Here is a 17118-nt window from a genome sequence, read left to right as displayed (position 1 = left end):
CGACCAACCGCCAGGATTCTCCCGCCTCCATGCCGCTCCCGCCTTCCGCCCCTCCGTCGGCCCTTCCGTCAGAGAGTCGCCCAGAAAGCCACCCAGAAAACCGCCGTGCGCGCCGGGCCTCCGCCGCGTTCCTCCTGCTCGCCCCGCTGCTGTACGGCCTGCTGGGCTTGGCGCTGGGCATGGACGCCAACTGGGACCTGCGGAACTACCACTGGTACAACGCCTACGCCCTGCTGACCGGCCGCCTCGGCCGGGACATGCTGGCAGCACAAATGCCCAGCTTCTACAACCCCTTGCTGGACGTCCCCTTCTTCCTGCTGGCCAACCACCTGCCGGCCCCGGCCGCCGGATTCGTCTGGAGCGCGCTGCAGGGCCTGAACCTGTCGCTTCTGTTCCTGATCGCCCGCGCCACTCTGCGCGTCGGAACGGGCGGGGGATCGGGGGGCCAGCGGGTGGCCATCGCGGCGGGGCTGGCGGTGATGGGCGGGCTCGGCGGCGGAACGCTGGGGCTGCTCGGCACCACCTTCCACGACAACATGGTCAGCCTGGGCGTGCTGGGCGCGCTCGCCGTGGTGCTGTGCGGCCTGCCGCGCCTGACCGGCGGGCCCGCCCGCGGCGCCTTCCTGAGGGTGGCCGGGGCCGGGCTGATGGCCGGGGCGGCCATGGGGCTGAAGAACCCCAGCGTGATCTACGCGGTCGGCCTGTGCCTGGGCTTCCTGGTGCTGCCGGCGCGGCCCTGGCGGCGGCTGTGGCTGTCCTTCTTCTTCGGCATCGGCGTGCTGGGCGGCCTCGCCCTGTTCGGCGGCTTCTGGATGGCGCACCTGTGGCACGACTACGGGAACCCGGTGTTCCCGCACATGAACCACATCTTCAATTCGCCCTTCGCCGCCATCTCCGACTACGTCAACGTCGGCTTCTTCCCGGCCTCCACGCTGGAGCGGATCCTCTTCCCCTTCTTCTTCACCTTCGCGCCGCTGAAGGTGGGTGAGGTGGCCTTCCTCGACCTGCGGATCCTGGTGCTGTTCGTGCTGATCCCGGTGGCGGCGGCGCTGGCCCTGCTGGGCAAAGGATTCCGGCTGCGGTTTGATGCGGCCGCCATCGCCGACATCGCCGCCACCCGCTACCTGCTGACGGCCATGGCGGTGATGTACGCCCTGTGGGTCGTCATGTTCTGCATCTATCGCTACCTCGTGCCGCTGGAGATCTTGGCGCCGCTGGCCATCGTCATGGCGGCCGGCCTGCTGCCGGTGCCGCGCCGGGGCGCGGTGGTCGTGGCCGCGGCCCTGCTGCTTCTGGTCCAGGCGACGGTGCGGCCGGCCGACTGGGGGCGCGTCGCCTGGAGCGACCATTGGGTCGAGGCCGACGTGCCGCCCATCGGGGATTCGGACCACACGATGGTGCTGATGGGCGGCTATTGGGCGATTTCCCACGTCATCCCGGCCTTCCCGCCGCGAATCCCCTTCGTGCGCATCCAATCCAACTTCCTGCAGCCCGATTCGGTCGGAAACGGCTACCTCGCGCTGCTCAAGGACAAAGTTGGGGCGCACCACGGGCGCTTCCTGATGCTCAGCACCATCCCCGACACGGCCGGCGCCGCCAAGGCCGCGCTGCTGCTGGGCCTGCGGGTGGACCAGGGCGCCTGTCGGGTTATCCCCAACAATCTCGGCGAACCGCTGAACCTGTGCTCGGTGGAGCGGGTACCGATGGATTAAAAGAATTGTTTGTGGTGTTTATCCTGTCATCCGCACCGTTCCGAAGCGCAAGCCCATGACCGTCTCCACCATTGATCGCCCCACCGCCTTTCCCGTCGCGGAGCCCGGCACCGCCCCCGCCCAGACGCCGGGCGCGTCTTCGGCGCCCGTCGTGGCGGTGCTGATCCCCTGCTACAACGAGGAGGCGGCGATCGCCTCGGTCGTGCGCGACTTCCGGGCGGCCCTGCCCGACGCCACGATCTACGTGTACGACAACAACTCGTCCGACCGCACGGTGGAGGTCGCCCGGGGCGCCGGCGCGGTGGTCCGCCACGAGCCGTTGCAGGGCAAGGGCAACGTCATGCGCCGCATGTTCTCCGACATCGAGGCGGACGTGTATGTGCTGGTCGACGGTGACGACACCTACCACGCCCCCTCCGCCCCGCTGATGGTGCAGCGGCTGTGGGAGGACCAGCTGGACATGGTCAACGGCGCCCGCGTCACCGACATCGTGAAGGCCTACCGGCCCGGCCACCGCTTCGGCAACAAGCTGCTGACCGGCATGGTCGCGGGCATTTTCGGCGACCGCATCCAGGACATGCTGTCGGGCTACCGCGTCTTCTCGCGGCGCTTCATCAAGTCCTTCCCGGCGCTGGCCAGCGGCTTCGAGACGGAGACGGAGCTGACCGTGCACGCGCTGGAACTGCGCATGCCCATCGCCGAGATCAAGACGCCCTACAAGGACCGGCCGCCCGGCTCGCACAGCAAGCTGAACACCATCCGCGACGGCGTCCGCATCCTGCGCACCATCCTCAACCTGGTGAAGGAAGAGCGCCCGCTGCCCTTCTTCGGCGCCTTCGGCGCGCTGCTCGCCGCCGTCGCGGTGATCCTCGCCTGGCCGGTGGTCTCCACCTTCCTGCACACCGGGCTGGTGCCGCGCCTGCCCACCGCGGTGCTGTCCATGGGGCTGATGCTGCTCGCCTTCCTCAGCCTGACCTGCGGCCTGATCCTGGACACGGTGACGCACGGCCGCCGCGAGGCCAAGCGCATGCACTACCTGTCCATCCCCGCCCCCGGTGCGCATCCCCACCGACCGGCGTCGCGGTCGTGAGCCGCGCCCTCGACGCCTTGCTGGGGAGCCGGCTCGGCCGGCTCGCCTGTCAGTTCGGAAAGTTCGGCATCGTCGGCGTGGTCGGCCTCGCGGTCGACACGGCGGTGGTCTACGCGCTGGTCTTCGGCGCCGGGCTGGAGTTCTTCGCCGCCCGTGTCCCCGCTTTCCTGGCCGCCGCCTCCACCACCTTCGCCCTAAACCGCGCCTTCACCTTCCGCGGCGCCGGGGACGAGCCGCTGCACCGCCAGTGGGCCAAGTTCGTCGCGGCGAACGCCTTCGGCGGCGTGGTGAACTACGCCGTGTCGGTCGGGCTGGAAAGCTCCCTGCCGGTGGTGCAGGCGCATCCGTTCCTGGCCGTCGCCGCCGGATCGCTGGCCGGCATGTTCCTGAACTTCGCGGCCTCCAAGCACTTGGTGTTCAAGGGAGCCTGACGCCCCTTCCACCCTCCTCCCCTGGCCGTATGGTGCATGGTCCGAAGGTGGATTGTGCACCGCCGAAGAAAGTCCGAGAGTAACTCGGACCGATACCGCATGCCGCCTGGTCCCCGAAGGGGACCGGAGAGTGCTGGGTCCCGGAAAGGGACCGGGGAGGACGCCATGACGAATGGCGACGTGCTGTGGGCCTGGATTGCAGGGATCGCCGTGTCGATCACACTGCTGGTCACGTTGTCGCAGGCGAAGCACCCCGACAACACCATCATCGCGAACCGAACCCTCATCCTGCCGGACGCCCCGCTCGGCGCCCGACAATGGGACATGGACGCCTGGGAGCGCACGGGCGGCACTCCACCCCGGGCGCAGGTCCAGAACGCCCTTCACGACGTGCTCGACGCGCTGGAGATCGTCCTTCCCGACGACAACACGGCCGTGGCCGAGGAGCCCGCCAAGGCGTGGTGAGGGGCGTGGTGAAGGGCGTGGTGCCAAGCGGGGCGCGCGGCTTTTTGCAACTCTGTGCCGCGCGCGCCGGAGCGGCCATGGACTCCGCGTGCCTCCTCGCCATATAACGGCGGCTATGACGCGCGAATTCCTGAAGATGCACGGGCTCGGCAACGACTTCGTCGTGATCGACGCCCGCCAGACGCCCTACACGCCGGCCGAGGCCGAGGTGCGTGCCATTTCCGACCGCCGGACCGGGGTGGGCTGCGACCAGTTCATCGTGCTGGAACCGGCGCAGACGGCGGGCACGGCAGCCTTCATGCGCATTCGCAACGCCGACGGGTCGGAGGCGGCGGCCTGCGGCAACGCATCCCGCTGCGTCGGCTGGCTGCTGATGGAGGAATCGGGGGCGGAGCGCGTCGCCTTCGAGACCCGGGCGGGCATCCTGGAATCCTTCCGCGCCGACAACGGCCGCGTCACGGTGAACATGGGCCCGGCACGGCTGGACTGGGCGCAGATCCCGCTGGCCGGGCCGGACGACACGCTGAGCGTCGACGTCGCGCATGGCGGCCTCAATGGGCCGGTCGCGGTCAACATGGGCAACCCGCACGCCGTCTTCTTCGTGGACGACGTGAACGCCGTGCCCCTGGCGGAGGTCGGTCCGGTGTTCGAAAACCACCCGACCTTCCCGGAACGCACGAACGTCGAGTTCGCCCAGATCCTGTCGCCCACCCAAATCCGCATGCGGGTGTGGGAGCGCGGCGCCGGCATCACCAGCGCCTGCGGCAGCGGCGCCTGCGCGACCGCCGTCGCCGCGGCCCGGCGCGGCCTGACCGGCCGCAAGGCCGACGTGATCCTGGACGGCGGCACCCTGACCATCGAATGGCTGGAGGACGGCACCGTCCTGATGACCGGCCCGATCGCCCTGACCTTCTCCGGGCGTCTGTCGCCGGATCTGGTGCCGGCCGGCTAGGCTGAGAGAGCATGAGCGAGACCCTGTCGAACGAGCCGGAGATCGTCACCTTCGGCTGCCGCCTGAACACCTACGAATCCGAGGTGATGCGCACCCACGCCCGCCACGCGGGGTTGGGCGACGTCGTCATCGTCAACACCTGCGCGGTGACCTCGGAGGCCGAGCGGCAGGCGCGCCAGACCATCCGCAAGCTGCGCCGCGAGCGGCCGGACGCGCGCATCGTGGTGACCGGCTGCGCCGCGCAGATCGACCCGCAACGCTACGGCGCCATGCCGGAGGTGGACCAGGTCCTGGGCAACCAGGAAAAGCTCCAGCCGGAAAGCTGGGGCCTGCCGCCGGCCGAGAAGGTGCTGGTCAACGACATCATGTCGGTCAAGGAAACCGCCAGCCATCTGGTCGGCGGGTTCGAGGACCGCGCGCGCGCCTTCATCCAGGTCCAGCAGGGCTGCGACCACCGCTGCACCTTCTGCATCATCCCCTACGGGCGCGGCCCCTCGCGCTCCGTCCCCATCGGCGCGGTGGTGGAGCAGGTGCAGGCTCTGGTCAAGGCCGGCTACAACGAGGTGGTGCTGTCCGGCGTCGACATCACCAGCTTCGGCCCGGACCTGCCGGGCACGCCCACGCTGGGCCAGATGGTGCGCCGCCTGCTGGCGCTGGTGCCCGACCTGCCGCGGCTGCGCCTGTCCTCGCTCGACTGCATCGAGATCGACGACGATCTCTGGCGCCTGATCGCGACCGAGCCGCGGCTGATGCCGCACCTGCACCTGTCGTTGCAGGCCGGCGACGACATGATCCTGAAGCGCATGAAGCGCCGGCACAGCCGTGCCGACGCCATCGCCTTCTGCGAGAAGGTTCGGTCCTTGCGCCCCGACATCGCCTTCGGCGCCGACTTCATCGCCGGCTTCCCCACGGAAACCGAGGAGATGTTCGAGAACACGTTGCGGCTGGTCGAGGAGTGCGGGCTGACCTGGCTGCACGTCTTCCCCTACAGCCCGCGCCCCGGCACCCCGGCGGCCCGCATGCCGCAGGTCGACGGCGGCGTCCGCAAGGAGCGTGCGGCCCGGCTGCGCACGGCCGGCGCTGCGGCCGAGGCCCGCACCCTGGCTGGGCTGGTCGGCCGCGAGGTTTCCGTCCTGGTCGAGAAGGAAGACCTGGGCCGCACGGAGCATTTCGCGGAAATCCGCCTGGGCGCGCCGCTGCCCGCCGGTTCCATCCAGCGCGCGGTCGTGACCGGCGTCCGCGATGGAAAGCTGACCGGCACGCTCCTTTGACATCCTTTTGACGACAGTGGACCTCCCATGATCCTGCGTTGGTTCGGCCGCAAGAAGCCTGAAGAAGAAGCCCGCAAGGACGAGCAGCCGCCCGCCGTCCAGGAATCGCCCGAGGCGACGCCCGAGCCCGTTGCGGCGGAGCCCGCGCCGGAACCCGAACCGCTGCCGGAACCGGATCTGCCCCCGCCGCCGGCCGTCGAGACGCCCCCTCCCCCGCCCATCGCTCCGCCGAGCAAGCCGGAAGAGCGCGAGGACGAACCGGAAATCGTCCGCGCCGAATCCGACACCGAGGAGGAAGAGGACGCGGCCGGCGAACCGGTCGCGGCGCTGTCCGCTGAGGAGGAGAAGCCGAAGAAGGGCTGGTTCGCGCGCCTGAAGGAGGGCCTCTCCAAGTCCTCCTCCAAGCTGACGGAGGGCATCACCGGCATCTTCACCAAGCGCAAGCTCGACGACGAAGCGCTGGAGGAGCTGGAGGAGCTGCTGATCACCGCCGACCTCGGCCCCACCACGGCGGCCAAGGTGACGGCGGAACTCGCGCGCACCCGCTTCGGCAAGGAGGTTTCGCCGGAGGAGGTCAAGACCACGCTCGCCGCGGAGGTCGCGAAGATCGTCGGTCCGGTCGCCAAGCCGCTGGAAATCAACCCCAGCCTCAGGCCGCACGTGATCCTGGTGGTCGGCGTCAACGGCACCGGCAAGACCACGACCATCGGCAAGTTGGCCCGCCAGCTGCGCGCCGAGGGCAAGACGGTGATGCTGGCCGCCGGCGACACCTTCCGCGCCGCCGCGGTCAGCCAGTTGAAAATCTGGGGCGAGCGCACCGGCTGCCCGGTGGTCGCCCGCGACACCGGCGCGGACGCCGCTGGCCTCGCCTTCGACGCGCTGGAGCAGGCGCGGCGCGAGGGCGTGGACGTGCTGCTGATCGACACCGCCGGCCGCCTGCAGAACAAGACCGGCCTGATGGAGGAGTTGCGCAAGATCGTCCGCGTCATCAAGAAGCTGGACGAGACGGCGCCGCACACCACCCTGCTGACGCTCGACGCCACCACCGGCCAGAACGCGCACAGCCAGGTCGAGGTCTTCCGCGACATGGTCAACGTCAGCGGCCTGATCCTGACCAAGCTGGACGGTTCCGCCCGTGGCGGCGTGCTTGTCTCCCTGGCCGAGAAGTTCAAGCTGCCGGTGCACGCCATTGGCGTCGGCGAAGGCGTCTACGATCTGCGCCCCTTCGACGCGGAGCAGTTCGCCAAGTCGCTGATGGGTCTGGAGGAGGTGCGCTGACGCGCACCCTTCTCCCCGTGGGTCAGCCCTGCACGGACCGGCCGGGCGGAGGCGTGTAGCCCAGCGTCGTGGGCTGACGTCGGCTGATCTCCTCGACCCGCCCGCGCAGTTCGTAGAATTCCGCGGGCGACGGCATGGCCGACAGCCTTTCGTCGATGCGGACGATCATCGGCATGAGCTGCGACAGGATCGTCTTGATCTCCGTCACCTCGCCACGCAGAGAACTCACCTCACCGCGCAACGAGCCCATTTCGCCGTGCAAGGCGTTCATCCCATGCGCATGGACGTCATCTCGCCGCGCATGGCGGTTGCCTCGCCGCGCAATGAGCCAACCTCACTGCTCAGGGAGGTCATGTTGCCGCGCAGTGAGCCAACCTCGCCGCGCAAGGCGTCCTGCCCATGCTCCAGCCGGCTCAGCCGCTCACGGATATCATCGTCGCTCATCATCGCCCCGAAGGCCGCCTCCTGGTTGAAGGATAGGCGCATGCATTCGCATTGTCGAGTCCGCCTGTTTCGCCCCTTCCCTCCGGGGCGGGCGGTGGCTATGTGAAGCACATGACCGCACAGATCACGCCCCTGCCGCCCGGCCCCATCGGCACCTTCGACAGCCCCGACGCCGTGCTTGACGCGGTCAGGGGTGTCTACAACCACAACACCGCCTATCTGCGCGACCGCTTCGCCGCCTTCACCCGCGGCGGGGACGACCACAAGCGCTGCCACGCCGGCTATCCCTACGTGAAGCTGAGCACCGCGTCGGCGGCGGCGGTGGACACGCGGCTGTCGTACGGATTCGTCGAGGGGCCCGGCACCTACTCCACGACGCTGACCCGGCCGGACCTGTTCGACCGCTACTACCGGGAGCAGTTCACGCTGCTGCTGCGCAACCACGGCGTCCCGCTGGAGGTCGGCGTCAGCGACGAGGCGATCCCCATCCACTTCGCCTTCCCCAACGGCATGCATGTGGAAGGCGACCTGACGCCGGAGCGGCTGGCCAGCCTGCCCGACCTGTTCGACCTGCCCGACCTCGCCCGCATGGACGACACCATCGTCAACGGCACCTACGAGGCGGCGCTGGACGCGGTGAAGCCGCTGGCGCTGTTCACCGGCCCGCGCGTGGACTTCTCGCTGCACCGGCTGCGCCACTACACGGCGACGGCGCCGGAGGATTTCCAGAACTTCATCCTGTTCACGAACTACCAGTTCTATGTGGACGAGTTCATTCGGATGGCGCGGGAAATCATGGAGCCCGCCGCCGACCCGGAGCTTGCCGCCTACCGCCGCCAGTACGACCGCTTCGTGGAACCCGGCGAGATCGTCACGCACAACCGGAACCTGGAAGATGTGCCGGTGAACGGGTCCAAGCCGCCGCGCATGCCGCAGATGCCGGCCTACCACCTGACCCGGCCGGACGGCAACGGCATCACGCTGGTCAACATCGGCGTCGGCCCATCCAACGCCAAGACCATCACCGACCACATCGCCGTGTTGCGCCCGCACGCTTGGATCATGCTGGGCCACTGCGCGGGGCTGCGCAGTTCCCAGCGGCTCGGCGACTATGTACTGGCCCACGGCTACGTCCGCGACGACCACGTGCTCGACGCCGACCTGCCGACCTGGGTGCCCGTCCCGGCGCTGGCCGAGGTGCAGCGCGCGCTGGAGACGGCGGTGGAGCGGGTGACCGGCCTGTCCGGCTACGCGCTGAAGAGCATCATGCGCACCGGCACCGTGGCGACCATCGACAACCGCAACTGGGAGCTGCGCGACCACCGCGAGCCGCTGATGCGCTTCAGCCAGAGCCGCGCCATCGCGCTGGACATGGAAAGCGCCACCATCGCCGCCAACGGTTTCCGTTTCCGCGTTCCCTACGGCACGCTGCTCTGCGTGTCGGACAAGCCGATGCACGGCCAGCTGAAGCTGCCGGGCATGGCCGACCGCTTCTACCGCGAGCGGGTGGACCAGCACCTGAAGATCGGCGTGCTGGCCATGGAACTGCTGCGCGAGCACGGAATGGAAACCCTGCATTCCCGCAAGCTGCGCAGCCTCGCGGAGGCCGCGTTCCAATAAGAGTGTCCGCTATCCCCCCGAACGGGTAGGCGCAAAACCGCGCTTGTGCTCCATGTTGCGATGCAGCGCAACGAGCGGAGCGACGAGGGAATGAGCGTGCGGTGCCTTTGGCGTGCGGTGGGCGTGCTTGCCCTGGGTGTGGTGGTGGGATCGGCGGCAGGCCCGGCCACCGCGCAGGACGGGACCTACCAGGGGGAGACCACCCCGCGCTCCGGCCCCAGCATCGGCGCCTGGATCGACAACGACCTGTTCGGCGGCGGGACGGACCGCTACTACACGAACGGCTTCCAATTCTACTACGTCACCGGCGACAAGCCGACCTACGGCAACCTGGACTGGCTGGCCAACCTCGTGCCCTGGATCGAGCCCGGCGGCGTGCGGCGCTACGGCTTCGCCATCGGCCAGAACATGTACACGCCGAGCGACATCACGAAGCGCAACCCGGATCCCACCGACCGGCCCTTCGCCGGCTGGCTCTACGGGCGGCTGTCGGTAATCGCGGAGGCGCCGCGGCAGGTCGACCGCTTCGACCTTGACCTCGGCGTGGTCGGCCCGGCCTCGCTGGCGGAGCAGACGCAGAAGGCGGTCCACAAGGTCGTGCCGGGCGCTCGCAAGCCGGAGGGTTGGGGCTACCAGCTGCACAACGAGCCCGGCGTCATCCTCAGCTACGAGCATGTCTGGCGCGACGAGCACCCGGCCGCCGTCGGCCCCTTCGAGGTGGATCTCAGCCCGCACGTCGCGGGCAGCGTCGGCAACGTGCTGACCTTCGCCGGAGCGGGAGCAACGCTGCGGCTGGGCGGCAACATGCCGGCCCCGGTCGGCGCGCTGATCATGCGCCCGTCCATGAGCATCCCCTACCAGGACACGACGGAGGCGCGGGCGGGCCGGCCGGAGTTCGCCTGGTACGTCTACGCCAGCGCGGAAGGGCGGGCCATCGCCCGCAACCTCTTCCTGGACGGCAACACCTTCCGCGACAGCCGGTCGGTGAACAAGAACCCGCTGGTCGCCGCCTTCCAGCTGGGCGTGAGCCTGCGCTACGACCGCTTCGGCTTCACCTACGCCCAGAACTTCCTGTCGCCGGAGTTCGAGGGGCAGAAGTCCTACACCAACTTCGGCTCGCTGCGCGTCTCCTACCAGTTCTGACGCCCCGTAGGTCGGGTGGAGCGCCTCACAGGAAGGGCAGCGGAATCCACTGCGTGATGCCGTCGATCGCCAGCAGGAAGCCGGCCGCGCCCAGGATGCGGCTGGCCAGCAGGATGAGCGGCATCTCCGTGATCACGAAGACCGAGGCCAGGACGATGGCGATCTGCAGCAGCGCCTCGGCGAAGTCGAAATAGGGGTCCTGCGCGGCGGCGTGGTCGCGCCGGTGCTCGGCGTCGCGCGCCTTGGCGACCAGGGACTGCCGGTTGTTGTCCTCCGTTGGGGAATCGGCGCGGTCGGCGTTCTTGCGGTATTCCGCGATCTTCGCCTCGGCCTTGGAGCGGACCGCGTCCGGCATGCCGTCGGTCAGCAGGTCCAGCTGGTCCGCGGCAAGGCGCAGGCTGACCTGGCGCTGCGTCTTGGCCTGATAGTAGGCGAAGGTGTCCGACGCCTCGATGGCGCTTGCCATCATCTCCTTGCTGGCGTTGGAGCCCATCACGCTGACCACCGACAGGACGGCGGCCAGGACGGAGATGTAGATGGCGGTGGAGGTCTTCGAGCCCTTCTCCTTCACATGCTCGCGCTCCACGGCCTCGTCGATCATGTCCTTGACTTCGGTCGCTTCCATGGGTGTGCCGCCCTCTGCCTTTCTCGCCCAATGCGGGTCGCATAAAGTGGTAATCGCTCCCCGCAAGAAAGAAAAGGGATCTGCGTGCCAGAATGCATGGCCCTGCGGATGGGGAAGCCCGTACCCACCGCTTCCCCCTTTATCCGCGCCGCGGATCGGTCTATGTCAGGACCATGAACCAGTACGCCCGACTGCTGATCGAAGCCGGCCCGCTGGCCGCCTTCTTCATCGCCAACTCCCAGGCCGGCATCATGGCCGGGACGGGGGTCTTCATGGTCGCCACCACGCTGGCCGTCCTGATCTCCTGGCACTTCGAGCGCAAGATCCCGATCATGCCGGTGGTGGGTGCGGGCTTCGTCCTGCTGTTCGGCGGACTGACGCTGTGGCTTCAGGACGACTTGTTCATCAAGATCAAGCCGACCCTGGTCAACCTGCTGTTCGCCGCCGTGCTGTTCGCGGCGCACCTGACCCGGCGCAACGTGCTGAAGCACATCCTGGGCACGGTGCTGGCCCTGGACGACGCGGGCTGGCGCACGCTGGCCATCCGTTGGGCGTGGTTCTTCCTGCTGCTGGCCGCCCTGAACGAGGCGGTGTGGCGCACCATGACCACCGACGCCTGGGTGAACTTCAAGGTGTTCGGCATCATGCCGCTGACGCTGCTGTTCAGCGCGTTGCAGGCACCGCTGATTTTGCGCCACCAAGTGCCGGACGCCGCGGACGACAAGTCGACCGAGAAGACGTCGGCCTCCTAAACGACAATTCCGCCCTTCCGCCGTCTCTGGCCTGCCATCGGAGTCCCCGCATGACCGAACGCTACCCGCGCGACCTGATCGGCTACGGCGCCCGGCCGCCCCACGCCAACTGGCCGCGCGGTGCGCGGGTCGCGGTGCAGTTCGTCATCAACTACGAGGAAGGCGGGGAAAACTGCGTCCTGCACGGCGACGCTGCGTCGGAAGCCTTCCTGTCGGAGATTGTCGGCGCCCAGCCCATCGCGGGCATGCGGCACATGAACATGGAATCGATCTACGAATACGGCGCCCGCGCCGGCTTCTGGCGGCTGCACCGGATGTTCACCGAGCGCGGTATGCCCGTCACCGTCTACGGTGTCGCCATGGCGCTGGAGCGCAACCCGGACGTCGTCCGGGCCATGCTGGACGCGGGCTGGGAAATCGCCACCCACGGCTACCGCTGGATCGACTACCAGCACCTGCCGGAGGAGGTGGAGCGGGACCACATGCTGCGCGCCATCGACATCCACACGCGCGTCACCGGCTCCCGCCCGCTCGGCTGGTATTTGGGGCGGTGCAGCCCGAACACTTGGCGGCTGGTGTCGGAGGAAGGCGGCTTCGCCTATGACGCCGACAGCTACGCCGACGACCTGCCCTATTGGGACGACCAGTTCGGCCGCCCGCAGCTGATCGTGCCCTACACGCTCGACGCCAACGACATGCGCTTCGCGACGAACCAGGGCTTCAACAGCGGCGACCAGTTCTACACCTACCTGAAGGACAGCTTCGACGTCCTGTACGCGGAAGGTGCGGACCAGCCGAAGATGATGTCGGTCGGGCTGCACTGCCGGCTGGTCGGGCGGCCGGGGCGCGCGGCGGCGCTGGCGCGCTTTCTCGATTACGTCCGCGGGCACGACCGGGTCTGGGTCGCCACCCGCCTGGACATCGCCCGGCACTGGATGGCCGAGCACCCTTACCGGAAACCGGAGTGACGGGAGCGGGAACAACGCAAAGCCACAACTTTCTCACGCCACGGTGTCGCAGGACCGTTTGAACGAACACCGAAATACAGTAGAAGGGCTACACCCCGCGTCGTAGCCCGTTCGGGCCGCGGCGTGCGGCCGTTGAGTTGAAATTGCAGGGATGCGGGCCGCGCCGTGACGTTCAAGGACGAAATGAAGGCCGCCGGCAAGAAGCCGGGCGATGCCGCGCCGGCCCCACAATCGGCTGGGCAGGCGGACAGCAATGACATCGCCAAGCTTCTGCGCGTCCTCAACGAGGACCTGAGGGCCGACCCGGCCGACGACGTCGCCGTCCTGGAGGACGAGGTCGATGCGAAGGCGGAGCGGCATTTGCCGGTCGGCAAGATCGCCGCGGCACTGGTCGCCGCCGCCGGCATCGGCGTCGCCGTCGTCCTGTTCGACCAAAGCGCCGATGTCCCGCCGCCCGCGCCGCCGCCCCTGATCGCGGCCGCACCCTCCACCGCGGCGCCCGGCGGCTCCTCGCCCGCGCTGACGCGCGCGCCTGCGGGACAGCCCGAACCGCTGATCGCCCGCGCTCCCATTTCCACGGCGCCGGCCACGACGGCGCCAGCCACGACCGCGCCGGCCCCGGCCGCCGCTCCGCTCGTCGCCCCGCCGCCGCCCGCGGCCGCCCTGCCCCAGATCCCGCCCCCGGCCTTGAAGGTGCCGGAGCCACCGCCGGCCCCGCCGGCCACCGCCCCGGTCGAGCCGACCGCGACCATGGCACCCGCCGCGACGCCCGCGGCCGCTCCGGAACCGGCGAAGGCCGCGGCACCGCTTCCCGCGCCGGTGGAGGAGCCGACGAAGCCGGTCCCGGCCGCCAAGCCGGCGGAAACCGCCGAACTCCAGGCCATGCTGGCCCCCAAGGCGCCCACCCGCGCGCCCATCCGGCCCGATGCCAAGCCGCCCGCGGCGGCGCCAGCCCCCGTCGCCCCGCCCCAGGCGGCAAAGCCGACCGTGCTGACCCCGCCGGCCGTTCCCTCCGTTCCGGACGGGCATTTCGCGGTACAGGTCGGCACCTTCCAGATTGCGGAGAACGCCGACGCCCTGCTGCGCCGGCTGCGCGACGGCGGCTACACCGCCCAGGTGGTGGACTGGACCGACGCGGAGCAGCGGTCCTGGCACGCGGTGCGCGTCGGCGGCTACGCCGACCGGGCAACGGCAAAGCGCGCCGCTGATTCGCTCAAGGCAAGGATGGGGCTTCCGGCGCTGGTCGTCGGGACGCGCTGAAGACGCCGCGGAGTGGTTCCGCGCCTGCGACAAACTGTCTCTTCCTCGTTATTTCCGCTTCTTTCTCAATGACCGGCCCGTCCGCAATTTCGGTATTGCGGGCGGGCTCCGTCTTGATCTGCCGTTATCCTTGCCGCTAACATGGTTTTGATCGGGCACGCTTAGCGAAAAACAAAAAAGCGCGACGACGAACAAAACCGGCGCAAGAGACCGGTGAATCGGAGGAAGCCCTGTTATGAAGCCGACCATCCTGGTCGCCGACGATGAGCCCAGCATCGTCCTATCCCTGCAGGTCCTGTTGCAGAAGGCGGGCTTCGACGTCCGCATCGCCCGCAACGGGGAGGAAGCGCTCCAGTCGGTGGAGGCCAACCCGCCCGACCTGATCCTGCTCGACGCGATGATGCCCAAGCGCGACGGCTTCGACGTCTGCCAGTCGCTGCGCGCCAACCCGGCCCATCGAAACCTGCCGATCATCATGCTGACGGCCAAGAGCCGCGACGTGGAGCGGCAGAAGGGCATGGCGCTGGGCGCCACCGACTACGTCACCAAGCCCTTCTCGACCCGCGACCTCATCGCCACGGTCCGCAAGCATCTGGACCCGGAGGCCGCTCTGTGACGGTCCCGGTGGAGAGCGCGCAGGCGGAGAGCGCGCCGTCGGTTCCGGCGCCCGCTCAAGGCGCGGCGGCGCCCCGCCGCATCGTCCCGCTGGCCTTCCGCGCCGTCGGCTTCGGCTTGCCGCTGCTGTCGATCGCCGCCGCGGTGGCCTTGCGCAACGCGGGGTCGGCCGGAGCGGATGATCCTTTCGTCACCTACGCCGTGGTTATGACCGCCGCGGTGACGGGGGGCGTCTGGGGCCTGTGGTGGGCGGTCGACCGCCACCTGCTGCGCGCGTCCGAGACGCTGAGCCGCGAGGCCGGGCTGATCGCCCACGGCTCGGCGGACGGCCGCATGGGCGCCCGCGTGCCGCTGGCCCGCTATGGCGACCTCGCCCCCATGGCCCGGGCGATCAACGACCTGTCGGACAAGCTGGCCGCCGCCCGCCGCGACACCGCCCGTGCCGTCGCCGAATCGACCGCCAAGGCGGAGGAGCAGAAGACCCGGCTGGCCGCCGTGCTGCGCGACCTGCACGAGGGCGTTCTGGTCTGCAATCTGAAGCACCAGATCCTGCTGTACAACCAGACGGCCCTGGATATCCTGCACTTGGCCGGCGACCTGGGGCTCGGCCGCTCCCTGCTGCATTTCGTGGTGGCGGAGCCGGTGACCCACACGCTGGAACGGCTGACCCTGCGCGTCCGCGAAGGGCGCCACGTCAACCACGAGCACGGCACGACCGCCCAGTTCGTGGGTGCCACCACCGACGGCCGCATCCTTCTGGCCGGCCGCATGAGCGCCATTTTGCAGGAGGCGCCGGAGGGTTCCGACGAGCCACCGGCCATCACCGGATACGTGATCACCCTGTCCGACGCGACCAGCGACCTGGCCGCGCTCGGCCAGCGCGACGCGCTCCTGCGCGAGGCGACGGACGGCTTCTGCGCCCCCATCGCCAACCTGCGCGCGGTGCTGGAGACGCTGGAGGACACGCCGGAACTGGGGCCGGAGGAGCGCGCCGCCTTCCAGGCCGCGCTGATGGAGTCGTCCAACACGCTGTCGGAACGGCTGGCCCACGTCACCGCGGAATACCGCACCGTCGTCACCGGCTCCTGGCCGATGAGCGACATCCATTCCAACAACCTGATCAACCTGATCCGCCACCGGGTCGGCGCGGATGCCCAGTACGGGGTGACGCTGACCGGCCTGCCGCAGTGGGTGCACGGCGACAGCTACAGCCTCGTCATCCTGTTCGGCTACCTGATCGAGTATGTCCATGCGCTGACCGCCGTCACCGCCTACGACCTGTCCGTGGAGCCTGAGGGGCAGTGGGTCTATCTGGACATCAGCTGGCAGGGGCCGGCGGTGCCCAGCGGCATCGTGGACAGCTGGCTCGACCACCCGCTGCCGGACGCGCTGGGCGGCCTGACCGTCGGCGACGTGCTCCAGCACCACAAGAGCACGATGTGGAGCGAACCGGTGAAGGGCCAGGAGGGCCGGTCGCGCCTGCGCGTGCCGCTGCCCCCGGCGCTGAAGCCGCCCTCGGCCCACACCGCGGCGCGCAGCTCCTCCCGGCCGGAGTTCTTCGACTTCAACCTGCTGCACCAGCCGCTGGCGACCAGCGAGCTTGGCCGCACGCCGCTCGACCAGCTCCACTACGTGGTGTTCGACACCGAAACGACCGGCCTGTCGCCCAGCACCGGCGACGAGATCATCCAGATCGCCGCCGTGCGCATCGTCGGCGGGCGCATCCTGACCGGCGAAACCTTCAACGCGCTGGTCAACCCCAAGCGCTCCATCCCGCCGGAATCGATCCCCTTCCACGGCATCACCGACGCCATGGTCGCCGACAAGCCGACCATCGACAAGGTGATGCCGCAGTTCCGCGCCTTCGTCTCCGGCGCGGTGATGATCGCGCACAACGCCGCCTTCGACCTGAAATTCCTGAAGATGAAGGAACGGGCGGCCGGGGTGCGGTTCGACAGCCCGGTGCTGGACACCATGCTGCTGTCGCGCATGCTGTTGGGCGAGGGCGGCGACCACACGCTGGACGGCATCGCCGAACGGCTGGGGATCGAGGTGGTGGACCGCCACACGGCGCTCGGCGACAGCCTCGTTACCGCGGCGGTCTTCCTGCGCATGGTGGAGATGCTGAAGGAACGCGGCGCCAACACGCTCGACGACGCCATCCGCGGCGCCAACATGATCGTGGAACTCGCGGCGCGGGAGCGCGCCTTTTGAGCGGCCCGGCCGACAAGCCGCCCTCCCCGCCGACCCCCGCGAAAGCGGGCACCGACCGCCTGATCGCCCTGTTCCTGTTCGCGCTGGTCGCCTTCAACCCGCCGCTCCTGCGCGTCTTCGGCGCGGGCGACACGCTGTTCGGGCTTCCGCTGCTGTACGTCTATGTGCTGGGCGCGTGGGGTCTGGTGATCGCGCTGTCGGCACGGCTGCTGGAACGCGGGGGGCGGGGGTGACCACATCGCAAACCATACCCTCTCCCAGCCCCGCTGGGAGAGGGA

General features: G+C 69.3%; 18 protein-coding genes. 15 read left to right on the top strand and 3 right to left on the bottom strand.

Annotated elements, in window-relative coordinates:
• The first annotated feature begins 29 nt into the window (after window positions 1-29).
• The 7 genes from M2351_RS02900 (at window position 30) to ftsY (ending at window position 7199) form a co-directional block, all read left to right on the top strand.
• A complete protein-coding gene (locus M2351_RS02900; protein ID WP_264654652.1) occupies window positions 30-1712 on the top strand; it encodes a hypothetical protein in 1683 nt (560 codons plus the stop codon).
• A 55-nt stretch (window positions 1713-1767) separates the two neighbouring features.
• The gene (locus M2351_RS02895; protein ID WP_264654651.1) at window positions 1768-2802 is read left to right on the top strand and encodes a glycosyltransferase family 2 protein; all 1035 of its coding nucleotides are present in this window, start codon (window positions 1768-1770) and stop codon (window positions 2800-2802) included.
• The gene (locus tag M2351_RS02890; RefSeq protein WP_264654650.1) at window positions 2799-3233 is read left to right on the top strand and encodes a GtrA family protein; all 435 of its coding nucleotides are present in this window, start codon (window positions 2799-2801) and stop codon (window positions 3231-3233) included. Before M2351_RS02895 ends, M2351_RS02890 begins: the two co-directional genes overlap by 4 nt.
• A gap of 165 nt (window positions 3234-3398) precedes the next feature.
• The gene (locus M2351_RS02885; RefSeq protein ID WP_264654649.1) at window positions 3399-3698 is read left to right on the top strand and encodes a hypothetical protein; all 300 of its coding nucleotides are present in this window, start codon (window positions 3399-3401) and stop codon (window positions 3696-3698) included.
• A gap of 115 nt (window positions 3699-3813) precedes the next feature.
• Window positions 3814-4650, top strand: coding sequence for a diaminopimelate epimerase (dapF, locus tag M2351_RS02880; RefSeq protein WP_264654648.1), 837 nt, complete (start codon window positions 3814-3816; stop codon window positions 4648-4650).
• Between the two features lie 11 nt (window positions 4651-4661).
• The gene (mtaB, locus tag M2351_RS02875; protein ID WP_264654647.1) at window positions 4662-5921 is read left to right on the top strand and encodes a tRNA (N(6)-L-threonylcarbamoyladenosine(37)-C(2))-methylthiotransferase MtaB; all 1260 of its coding nucleotides are present in this window, start codon (window positions 4662-4664) and stop codon (window positions 5919-5921) included.
• A gap of 27 nt (window positions 5922-5948) precedes the next feature.
• The gene (gene ftsY / locus M2351_RS02870; protein ID WP_264654646.1) at window positions 5949-7199 is read left to right on the top strand and encodes a signal recognition particle-docking protein FtsY; all 1251 of its coding nucleotides are present in this window, start codon (window positions 5949-5951) and stop codon (window positions 7197-7199) included.
• A 22-nt stretch (window positions 7200-7221) separates the two neighbouring features.
• On the opposite strand, the gene M2351_RS02865 is transcribed toward ftsY, so the two are convergent.
• Together M2351_RS02865 and M2351_RS02860 are read right to left on the bottom strand one after the other, a co-directional pair.
• On the bottom strand, window positions 7222-7461 hold the full coding sequence (locus M2351_RS02865; protein WP_264654645.1) for a hypothetical protein: 240 nt from the start codon (window positions 7459-7461) through the stop codon (window positions 7222-7224).
• Window positions 7462-7466: 5 nt separating this feature from the next.
• Entirely contained in the window at window positions 7467-7685 is a 219-nt protein-coding gene (locus tag M2351_RS02860) for a hypothetical protein (RefSeq protein WP_264654644.1), read from the bottom strand.
• 69 nt (window positions 7686-7754) lie between these two features.
• Between M2351_RS02860 and M2351_RS02855 the strand changes: the two genes are divergently transcribed.
• Both M2351_RS02855 and M2351_RS02850 read left to right on the top strand, forming a co-directional pair.
• Window positions 7755-9263 carry an AMP nucleosidase gene (locus M2351_RS02855; protein ID WP_264654643.1) on the top strand — a complete coding sequence of 503 codons (1509 nt, stop codon included), beginning with the start codon at window positions 7755-7757 and terminating at the stop codon, window positions 9261-9263.
• Window positions 9264-9353: 90 nt separating this feature from the next.
• Entirely contained in the window at window positions 9354-10406 is a 1053-nt protein-coding gene (locus M2351_RS02850) for a lipid A deacylase LpxR family protein (RefSeq protein ID WP_264654642.1), read from the top strand.
• A 25-nt stretch (window positions 10407-10431) separates the two neighbouring features.
• Here M2351_RS02850 and M2351_RS02845 read toward each other — a convergent pair whose 3' ends face one another.
• Complete coding sequence (locus M2351_RS02845) at window positions 10432-11031, bottom strand: DUF4337 domain-containing protein (protein WP_264654641.1); 600 nt, start codon at window positions 11029-11031, stop codon at window positions 10432-10434.
• A 173-nt stretch (window positions 11032-11204) separates the two neighbouring features.
• Between M2351_RS02845 and M2351_RS02840 the strand changes: the two genes are divergently transcribed.
• The 6 genes from M2351_RS02840 to M2351_RS02815 all read left to right on the top strand — a co-directional run bounded on the left by M2351_RS02840 (window position 11205) and on the right by M2351_RS02815 (window position 17073).
• Window positions 11205-11783: a septation protein A gene (locus M2351_RS02840; protein ID WP_264654640.1), complete on the top strand. Its 579-nt coding sequence runs from the start codon at window positions 11205-11207 to the stop codon at window positions 11781-11783.
• A gap of 50 nt (window positions 11784-11833) precedes the next feature.
• Window positions 11834-12751: an allantoinase PuuE gene (gene puuE, locus M2351_RS02835; protein WP_264654639.1), complete on the top strand. Its 918-nt coding sequence runs from the start codon at window positions 11834-11836 to the stop codon at window positions 12749-12751.
• Window positions 12752-12916: 165 nt separating this feature from the next.
• A complete protein-coding gene (locus tag M2351_RS02830) occupies window positions 12917-14011 on the top strand; it encodes an SPOR domain-containing protein (RefSeq protein WP_264654638.1) in 1095 nt (364 codons plus the stop codon).
• Window positions 14012-14246: 235 nt separating this feature from the next.
• Window positions 14247-14627 carry a response regulator transcription factor gene (locus M2351_RS02825; protein ID WP_264654637.1) on the top strand — a complete coding sequence of 127 codons (381 nt, stop codon included), beginning with the start codon at window positions 14247-14249 and terminating at the stop codon, window positions 14625-14627.
• Window positions 14624-16840, top strand: coding sequence for a 3'-5' exonuclease (locus M2351_RS02820; RefSeq protein ID WP_264654636.1), 2217 nt, complete (start codon window positions 14624-14626; stop codon window positions 16838-16840). The genes M2351_RS02825 and M2351_RS02820 overlap by 4 nt, the downstream gene beginning before the upstream one ends.
• Window positions 16837-17073 carry a hypothetical protein gene (locus M2351_RS02815; RefSeq protein WP_264654635.1) on the top strand — a complete coding sequence of 79 codons (237 nt, stop codon included), beginning with the start codon at window positions 16837-16839 and terminating at the stop codon, window positions 17071-17073. Before M2351_RS02820 ends, M2351_RS02815 begins: the two co-directional genes overlap by 4 nt.
• Window positions 17074-17118 lie beyond the last annotated feature (45 nt).

Source organism: Azospirillum canadense (assembly GCF_025961225.1).
In the GTDB taxonomy this organism is placed as follows: domain Bacteria; phylum Pseudomonadota; class Alphaproteobacteria; order Azospirillales; family Azospirillaceae; genus Azospirillum; species Azospirillum canadense.
This window is presented reverse-complemented; position numbering and strand designations above follow the sequence as displayed.